Genomic DNA, 9,108 nt, shown 5'->3' on the forward strand with positions numbered 1-9,108 from the left:
TGCGGATTTCACCGCAGCGATCCACAGCGATGGGGAGAACGCCGAAGCCTTCTATCGCCGCGGTCTGGCCTATTGGCGGCAAGGGCAGCAGGACCTGGCGATTTCGGACTTCCGGGCTGCTCGGAGGTTGAACCCTCACGTCGGGCTGTATCCGCTAGGCCGTGCTCTGGAGGGAATGACCGAGGAGGAACGGGAACGCATCTTGACGGAGGCGACGGAGACCCTTCAGCGTCATCCCGATAATGCGGCAGCGTATTACCGGCGCGGCCTGGTACGGTTTTCTCAGGGAGACTACGGCGGTGCGATCGAGGACCTCACCGCAGCGATTGAGCGGAACCCGCGGTATACCGAGGCGTACTACGCTCGCGGCCGAGCTTATTTGCTGACCAAGGAGTGGGACCGCGCGATTGCCGACTTCACCGTCCTGATCGGGGACTATGACGATTTTACGCTCCCAACGCTGCATGTTCCCGGCGGGGCGGAGTTCTATTACCTTCGAGGATTCGCCCGGTGTCAGAAAGGCGAGATGGAAGGGGCGATGGCGGATTTGAACCAGGCGCTGGAGCTGCATCCGGGGTATGCCGAGGCGTATGAGGCCCGCGGCACGGTGCGGCAAGCCCGGGGGCAGGAAGCCGAAGCGCAGGCGGACTTCAGGATGGCCCGCAGATTGGAGGCGGACGAGACGCAGCACTGAGACCGCCGGCGTGGAGGGGAGAGGGACCGGCTCAGCGGAGCGAGGACCGATGCAGCAGAATCACGGCGTGCCAGGGCCAGCCTGAGATCGTGGAGTTTCTGCGTGTGGCCTCTTCGCCTCCGTTACCAGCCTCGAGTGTCGGGTGCCAGTGTCAAGTGTCATCGGCCTGGCTTTTTCCTGTCGCGGGGGTGTCGGGTGTGGATTGTCAAGTGTCATTATCCTGTCCCTGACAGCAGGGGTGGAAGGGCATCACGGACTTGACAGCCTGAGGCTCAGAACGAGGCGGTGGGCAGGAGCTGGGGGGCGAACGCCGGCGGGTTCCAGGCGTGGAGGTATTTTTCCAGCACGGGGAACTGGGAGGCCTGCGCCTGGAGGAACTGACTGGCCTGGAGATGGAGGAGGCGTTCCTGCTCCGGGGTGATCTCGCCGGTCAGCACGCGGGTGCGCAGGAAGATGAAGTAGGTATCCAGGGTGTCGCAGAGGCAGTAGTCGTTGATGTCCTGGAGCCGCCCTTGGGTGTAGAGCTGGTAGACCTGGTCGCCGGTGATGTCCATTTTGCCGGGCAGGCCGAGGAGGCGGGCGAGCAGGTGCAGCCCTCCGGCGAGGGGATAGGCGCGGCGGTTGGTGAGCCAGTCGAGCAGGTCGAAGATGGAGGTGCGGTAGCGGTCGCGGTCGAGCAGGTGCTGGGCCAGGGAGAAGCCGAAGCGGAAGGCGGCCAACTCCAGAAGCGGAATGTCAAATCCCAGGCCGTTGAAGGTGACGAGGCGGGGCATCTGATAGGGCGGCACGCCGCTTTGCGGGTCGCGCAAGCGCTGGTAGCCGCGCCAGAATTGGCGGGTGATCTCGCGGGGGCGGAAGAGGGGGGCGTCCAGTTGCGTCAAGGATTGCAGGGAGAAGTCCTGGGCGACGCGGGCGATGCACACCGCCACGGGCAGATGGAACGACACCGGGAGGAAATCGGACTTGCCCTGCTCGCGGGCCTCCTGCTGTGCCCGGAGGATGGCCTCGTGGGGGTCCAGGTTTTCGCCGGGATAGCGGACCTCGGCCAGAAGCTGACCGTCGGGAATGCTCTCGGTGTCGAGCACGAGATAAGCCGTTCGGCTGCCGCCCTCCTCCCCGGCCGTGGTTTCCGCCGCTTCCGCTGAAGGTCCGATCATCGCTTTCCTCTCCGCTGGGGTGCTGGCCCCGACTCGCTTGGCCGGACCCGTCGCACCTGTCGCCGCCTGGTTTCTTCTGTTCGTCCGGCTCTTGGCCTTTTTCCGACCCGCGGCCGTTTTCTGTTCCGCGCCTGACGCCTTCGCTGCCTCTCCTTCAAAGGTTGAGTATCTTCTCGGAAGGCAGAGCACCCTCCCGGAAGGCAGAGCACCCCTGCCTGAACTATCGACCGCTAGAGAAGCGAAGTCAAGGTCGGTAGGAAGGGATCGTTCCGGCACCCTGGATCTGGAGTGCCAATTGTTCCTCAAATGCCGCCTGCGGAAACTGCACAACCACGGGGGAACGTTGATCGACCTCCCTTCCCCAGCAGGTGGTGTGAACGGGGGATCAGCAGGCCGGAGATGGCGGGACTCACGCCGGCCCGCTTCCGTCTCCTTCCGCAAGCGCCGGTGTTTTCTGGTAAGAAGCCTCTGTTATGAAGAAGATGTTTCATCTGTATAGATTCATCTTGAGATCGTAGTCCATTGTGTTGGATCTCTCAATATGATATGTTATTGAAGGTATATGAAAGACGACGAGCAATCGCGTCTATCTATGGAACTCTTGTTCACAATCTAACGGCAAGTCAAGCTAGTTGGTTGGCCTCGTTCTCGTGGGGGGTGCTGGAGAGACCGGGTGGCAGGGAGCGGCACACTTCGACGGGCCAGGGAAAAGACAAGCCGCTGACACCGGATAGCACCCGCCGCAGCGACTTATGACTTGCCCTCATCAGTCGAATCTATAGGAGAACGTTGTCGCCGAGCTATCGATTGTACTACCCGGCCAATCGGACTACGAGCGACGGAGTGGGTCTTGTCCCCCCTGGGGGAGTGGGGCTGTCTCCGACGGCGGGAGGGGGCGATCGGCTGCGGCAGGAGGAACGAGCAGCGGGGAAAGGTGATCGGTGGCAGGCAAATGTCACCGGCGACGGGCCGCTTTGGTCTGATTTATCTTTGTAGGAAGCGACGGAGTGGAGAGGCGAATTTGAGCTTCCAACGTCCTGCGGCATCAGGGGCTGGCCCTCACCCCTTTTTCCCCTCTCCCGAAGCTTCGGGAGAGGGGATGACTTCCCATGCCTTTCGGCAGCCCGACATGGCAAACATCAGTGAATGGTCAAGCGGCCAATAGCGACCCGTGTGACATCCTGGGGGTGAATGAACCATTTGCTATTCGCCGTCTCACGGAAGTGACAGGTCACTGTCTCGAAGTGTCCGCTCGTGCCGCTGGGCCTTTCGCCATTCGCTGCTTCCCGCCATTTACCATTCGCCGCTTCCTGCCGCTCCCTAGCGGTCGCGGCTCGCTGTCTTTCGCCCTTCGCTATTCGCTGTTTTCCACCGCTCGCCGCTCGCCTGAAAGTTTCCCGCGCCTTGCGGCATCAGGGGCTGGCCCTCACCCCTTTTTCCCCTCTCCCGAAGCTTCGGGAGAGGGGATGACTTCCCACGCCTTTCGGCATCACTGCATGTTTAAGCGCTTGAGGAAGTTGTGACCGCGACGTTGACGCTGTTTCAAACGCCTTTCGGCATCACTGCATGTTTAAGAGTCCAGGAAGGAATCATGGTCGCGTCCAGGTTAATGTTTCAAACGCCTTTCGGCATCACTGCATGTTTAAGTATGAGTGCGCCACCCTTGCGCGTGTGAGCGACTATGTTTCAAACGCCTTTCGGCATCACTGCATGTTTAAGAAAAGTTTTGCCGCAGAGGTGATTGCGATCAATCGGTTTCAAACGCCTTTCGGCATCACTGCATGTTTAAGCGTCCGACTCTAACCCGAAGAAAACGATACCCCTGTTTCAAACGCCTTTCGGCATCACTGCATGTGAAAGCTCGCGATGCGCGAGATAGTACTCGTTGATTCGCTGTTTCAAACGCCTTTCGGCATCACTGCATGTGAAAGTCGCCCGATAAAACGAGCCAGCCGCTCGCATCCACGCGTTTCAAACGCCTTTCGGCATCACTGCATGTGAAAGTTGGCTCTAGCCTAACGACTGCTGCCTTCTCATCGAGTTTCAAACGCCTTTCGGCATCACTGCATGTGAAAGAGCGGCCTCATTCCGCCCTAGAAATCCTAGCACTTTCTCGACCCGTTTTCAAGCACCCCCCCAAAAAAATTTCCAAAATTGATCCGAATGCGATTTTCGACCCCCTCCGATCGCCGTAAACCCTTGAAAAACAACAGGTTGCAATTAATCAAGCACCTCCCCAGTGCTATTTCAACACTAACTTCTACATAGACAACAAGTTACGGCGAAATTCAGTTCTCACCAAAGTAGGGCACGGGGGGTGCTTGAAAGCACATTTATACAAGCATTGAAGGGTCTCGCCCCGCGGACCAGAGGCAGCCCTTTTGCAGAGCGAGGGGTGCAGGTTTCGGGGAGACGGTTTCGTCCTTGAGCGGGTTGAAGGGGTGCGACGCGTGGGGGTGTGCGGGGGTTGGGGAGGTGTGAGAAAAAGGTTATCGTTATGGTTTTGATTATGTTGGGGTTGGGTAGAGCGGTGGTCTTGACGGGTTCGGGTGGAGGGTGGTAGTGGGAGGCGATATGGTCGAAGCGGAAGTGGCGGATGGGTAGGAGGTGCAGGAGTTTGGAGGTGCGGGTATGGTGGAGGGTATGAGGGTGCGGGGAGGTGGGGGGCTGGTGTGGTCTCGGGAGCAAGGTGTTTGCGGAGGTGGACGGCGCGTTCGGAGGGGCCGAGGTGGGGGGGAGGTTAGGGAGGGTTGTGTTGGTTTGGGGAGGGTAGGGTTGGAGAAGCGAGAAGAGGTGGTGGTGGTGTCGGTGTGTGTGGTGAATTGGAACAGTCGTGAGGTGTTGCGTCGGTGTTTGGAGTCGCTGGTGTGTCAGGAGCATGGGGTGCCCTATGAGGTGGTGGTGGTGGACAATGGGTCGTGGGACGGTGCGGCGGAGATGGTGGAGCGGGATTTTGCGGGGGTGAAGTTGATACGGAATGCGGGGAATGCGGGGTATGCAGCGGCGTGCAACCAGGGATGGCGGGTGTGCCGGGGACGGTATGTGCTGTTTTTGAACAATGACACAGAGGTGCCGGCGGGGGCGTTGGCGAAGCTGGTGGGTGTGGCGGAGCGTTGTCGGGATGGGGTGTTGTTTGCCCCGCGGTTGCGTGGAGGGGATGGTCAGGTGCAGGTGTCGTGGCGTGGGGAGTTGACGTGGGGAGCGTTGTGGCATCGGGTGGGTTGGTTGCGGTGGACGGGTTGGTATCGTGGGGCGTATGAGCAGTATCGACGGGGTGGTGCGGTGGTGGTGGGGCACGGTTCGGGGCAGGAGGAGGGTGTCCAGGAGGTGGCAGCGGTGTTGGGTTGTGCGGTGCTGGTGCGTCGGGAGGCGTTGGAGGCGGTGGGGGGTTGGGATGAGGGGTATCGTTTCGGGGTGGAGGATTTGGATTTGTGCCGGCGTTTGCGGGAGCTGGGGAAGTTGTATTATGTGGGGGGAGTGGAGGTGGTGCATTACGGGCGGGTGGCGAGTCGGGAGAATATCGGGTATGTGGTAGGGGGTGTGGCGTGCGGGTATGTGCGGTATATGCGTCGGTGGGGGGTGGGGGGATGGCGGTTGTGGTGGTATAAGGTAGCGGTGACGGTGGATGTGCCGTGGCAGTGTGTGGTCAAGGGTGTGGAGGGTCTGGTGCGTTGGGTGGTGGGTCGTCGGGAGGCAGCGCGACGTTCGTGGCGGGCGATGCGGGGGAACTGGTTTTTTTTAGGTCGGGGTTTGGTGGAATTCTGGCGGTCGTGAGGGATGGGGCAGGGGTGAGGGGAGTTGGGCGAGAAGTTGGAAGGCGTGGTGGAGGGATTCGAGGGGCAGTCCGATGACGTTGGTGGGGCTGCCGTGGAGGACGGAGAGGTGGGGGTCGTTGGGGAGTTGGAGGGCGTAGGCGCCGGAGCAGTTGTGCCAGAGTCGGGAGCGGAGGTAGTGGTCGATTTGGGCGTCGTCGAGGGGTCGGAGGGCGACGAGGGAGACTTCCTGCCAGGCGAGCTGGAGGTCTTCGGGTCGGAGCCAGAGGCAGACGCCGGTCCAGAGCTGGTGGGTGCGTCCGGCGAGGGTGCGGAGGATGCGGCGGGCGTCGTCGGCGTCGGCGGGTTTACCGAGGACATGGCCATCGATCCAGGCGACGGTGTCGGCGGCGAGGATGAAAGCGGCGTCGTAGTGGGGGGCGACGGCGTGGGCTTTGGCCCAGGCGAGTTCCGCGACATAGCGTTGGCAGTCGCCGTGGGGAGCGTCCGGCGGTTCGTCGAGATGGGCGGGGTGGACGTGGAAGGTGTAGCCGGCGGCGGCGAGCAGTTGCTGGCGGCCCAGGGAAGCACTGGCCAGAATCAGGCGGCGGGGGAGCGGCACAGGCGGGGGAACAGTTCCAGCAAGCGCGTCCATAGGTGCTCGACGGTCAGGGTTTGGTGGCAGCGCAGGTGGTTGCAGTGCTTGCGGTAGGACCCGGCACAGGGGAGTGTAGCGGCGACAGCCCCCTGGGGGAAGGTGTACGGCCCGTGACGCTGCGGCAAAGTGCAGGTGTAAGGGGCAAGGCAGGGCCGCTCCAGGGCGGCGGCCAGATGAAGCGGACCGGAGTCGTTCCCCACAAACACATCGCACAGCCGCAGCAGGGCCACGAGCAGCGGCAGGGAGGTCTGGCCGGTCAGGCAACGGACCGCTCCCGGCACCGCGGTGGCGATCTGCTGCGCCAGCGGAGTATCCTCGGCACTGCCCACGATGAGGCAGCCAGCACCGGTGTGGCGCTGGAGACGTTCCAGGAGCTGAGCGAAGGCCAACGGCGGCCAGCGCTTGGTCCGCCAGCGGGCACCGGGCGCCACCGCCACCCAGGGCCGCGGCAACGACTGCCAAAGCTGCCAGGCCGCCTCCTGCGCCGAAACATCCACCGGCAGCACAAAACGCCGCGGCAAGTCCCCGCCCCCCAGCGCCACGATAAGCTGCCAGTAACGGTCCACCGCGTGGAGCCGACCCTCCTGCGGAATGGCCAGCCGATGCGTGTACGCCAGCACGCTCCCCTCCCGCGCCGACTGCAAACCCATCCGCACCGCCGCCCCGCTTCCCCACGCCATCAGCCCGCTGCGCAATAACCCTTGCAGGTCGATCACCCAGTCGAACCGCTGCCGCCGCAATTGCCACCCCCACTCCCACAAATACCGGGCCAAACCCAGCAGCGATTTCTCCCGAAAAGCGGAACGGTCGAAAGGCAGCACCGCGTCCAAATGGGGATGACCGGCCAGCAGCGGTGCATAAGCCCGGTGCACGATCCACGTGATGTGCGCCTGCGGATAAAGCAAACGCAAGGCGGTCAGCACCGGCAGAGTGTGCACGACATCGCCCAAGGCGCTGGGCTTGATCAGGGCCAGGCGTTGAGGCGGCTCCACCGGCAGGGGCGGACCAATCAGCCGCGGAGCATGCAATGACAAGCCCATGACAGCGCCTCCCCGCCGCCCCGCCCCCTAGCAGCGAGGCGGAAACTCCGCCGCCGAGGGGAACCGGACCCCCTCCTCCGCCACCCCCTCCGTTCCCCGGCCCTCCCCGCTCCCCCCTGCCGCCGCAGAATCACCCCCGGACCCGCTCCTGGTTCGGCCCAACCCTCGATACGCCAGCCCCCCCGCCAACAGCACCAGCACCACCGCCGACACATAGGGCAGCACCGGCGGCACCGTCAAGGGGAACAGCAGCGAACCCAAAAACGGACCCGCAATCCGCCCCAACGCCGCCACCCCCTGGTTCACCCCCAACACCTCCCCCTGATGGGACGCATCCGTCCGCCGCGACACCAACGCATGAATCGACGGATTGACCCAGGCAAAACCGCTCACCGCCAGGACCGTCACCAGATAAAACACCGCCAGGCGGCTGACCGCACACTCCCCCAAACCGCCCCCACTCTGAAACGCCACTCCCGCCAAGCCCCCCAAACCCACCACCAGTAGCCCCAACCCCAAACCCAGCATCCGCTCCTCCTGCCAGCGCCGCACCAACGGCCGATACATCCCCCCCGCCGCCAACAACACCAAACCCACCGCCGCAAACACCAAAAAATTCTCCTGGTCATCCAAACCAAACACCGCACCTGTGAGCAACGCCAGCGTCGCCTCAAACTGCGCAAACGCCACAATGCACAAACCATAAGCCCCAATCAACGGCCCCAACGCCGGCTGCCCCAACACCTGCACCGTCCGACCCCAGGAAAAGAACAACCGCCCTTCCCCACCACCCCGCCGCGTCTCCGGCATGCGCGCCCACGCCAACACCCACGCCCCCAACGACAACAACGCCGCCAACGCCCCCACACCCCACCCCTGCTGAGCAAACAACCCCATCCCCACGTAAGCTAGCAGCGGACCCACCGTAAAACCCGCTCCAAATGCGATCCCAATCAACGCCATCCCACGCGCCCGACGCTCCGCTCCCGTGCAGTCCGCTATCACCGCCGCCGCCACCCCCACACTCGCCCCTGCCATCCCCGCACCCAACCGCGACACCAGCATCAAACCCACCGCCCACCACCCCCACTCCACCGGCAAACTCACCGCCACACCATACAAACTGTAAAACACCACCGAACCCCCCAAACTCACCAACAGCACCGGCCGCCGACCTACTCGATCCGACCAACGACCCCAAGCCGGCGCAAAAAGAAACTGCATCAACGAAAAACCCGCAAACAACAACCCGATCACCGCTCCCCGCACCGCCGGCGCTTCCCCCGCCAAATACCACCCCGCCTGCCGCGGCATCACCGGCAATACGATGCCAAAACCCAACAGATCAATAAACACCACCAGCCACACGATCGCCAACGCCGACCGGGCCGCCGTCCCACCTTGTGCCTCGCTTCTCATCACCGCTGATTTACGCCCACTCCCCCACCCCGGCCACCATTCCCCATTCGCCATTTCCCGCCATTCCCCATTCGCCGTTTCCCACCATTCGCTCTTTCTATGCGGAATTGACCCACAACATTCAAACCAACAGACATTCAAGCACCTCCGCGTTCAACTTTGACCTCGCCTCAATTTCGACGTAACTCCCTGTCTAACATTCACTTGCTCCGAATCCACTAGCGCGGACGTGCTTGATTAATCGCAAACCCTTGTATCCCAATACTATGCGTTACTGATCTTTCCTCAAAAGGGGGTGGCCGAAAAAAATCGGAAAATTTTTTGGGGGGGTGCTTGAAAAGAGGTCGAGGAAAGGCTATGATTCCTAGGGCGGCGAGAGCCAGCTCTT

Annotated in this window: 6 protein-coding genes and 1 CRISPR repeat array; of the genes, 2 read left to right on the plus strand and 4 right to left on the minus strand. The window is 62.4% G+C overall.

The window, feature by feature from the left end:
* Window positions 1–694 (plus strand): tetratricopeptide repeat protein (locus tag H0921_RS17440; protein WP_194539812.1); only part of this gene is annotated, 694 nt, incomplete at its 5' end.
* 272 nt (window positions 695–966) lie between these two features.
* Here the strand turns inward: H0921_RS17440 and H0921_RS17445 are convergent.
* A complete protein-coding gene (locus tag H0921_RS17445; protein WP_194539813.1) occupies window positions 967–1,851 on the minus strand; it encodes a ribonuclease H-like domain-containing protein in 885 nt (294 codons plus the stop codon).
* A gap of 1,469 nt (window positions 1,852–3,320) precedes the next feature.
* A CRISPR array of direct repeats spans window positions 3,321–3,922; the repeat unit is 31 nt; unit sequence GTTTCAAACGCCTTTCGGCATCACTGCATGT.
* A 704-nt stretch (window positions 3,923–4,626) separates the two neighbouring features.
* Between H0921_RS17445 and H0921_RS17450 the strand changes: the two genes are divergently transcribed.
* Window positions 4,627–5,625 (plus strand): glycosyltransferase family 2 protein, encoded by a 999-nt coding sequence (locus H0921_RS17450; RefSeq protein WP_194539814.1) that lies wholly within the window; start codon window positions 4,627–4,629, stop codon window positions 5,623–5,625.
* Here H0921_RS17450 and H0921_RS17455 read toward each other — a convergent pair.
* From H0921_RS17455 to H0921_RS17465, 3 genes are read right to left on the minus strand one after another with little or no spacing between them, the layout of a single operon-like run.
* Window positions 5,590–6,258, minus strand: coding sequence for a Maf family protein (locus tag H0921_RS17455; RefSeq protein ID WP_194539815.1), 669 nt, complete (start codon window positions 6,256–6,258; stop codon window positions 5,590–5,592). The genes H0921_RS17450 and H0921_RS17455 overlap by 36 nt on opposite strands.
* Window positions 6,204–7,301, minus strand: a complete 1,098-nt coding sequence (locus H0921_RS17460; protein ID WP_194539816.1) for a glycosyltransferase family 9 protein — start codon at window positions 7,299–7,301, stop codon at window positions 6,204–6,206. The genes H0921_RS17455 and H0921_RS17460 overlap by 55 nt, the downstream gene beginning before the upstream one ends.
* A gap of 27 nt (window positions 7,302–7,328) precedes the next feature.
* Window positions 7,329–8,774 (minus strand): MFS transporter, encoded by a 1,446-nt coding sequence (locus tag H0921_RS17465; protein ID WP_194539817.1) that lies wholly within the window; start codon window positions 8,772–8,774, stop codon window positions 7,329–7,331.
* Window positions 8,775–9,108 lie beyond the last annotated feature (334 nt).

The sequence above is a fragment of the Thermogemmata fonticola genome (genome assembly GCF_013694095.1).
GTDB lineage: Bacteria > Planctomycetota > Planctomycetia > Gemmatales > Gemmataceae > Thermogemmata > Thermogemmata fonticola.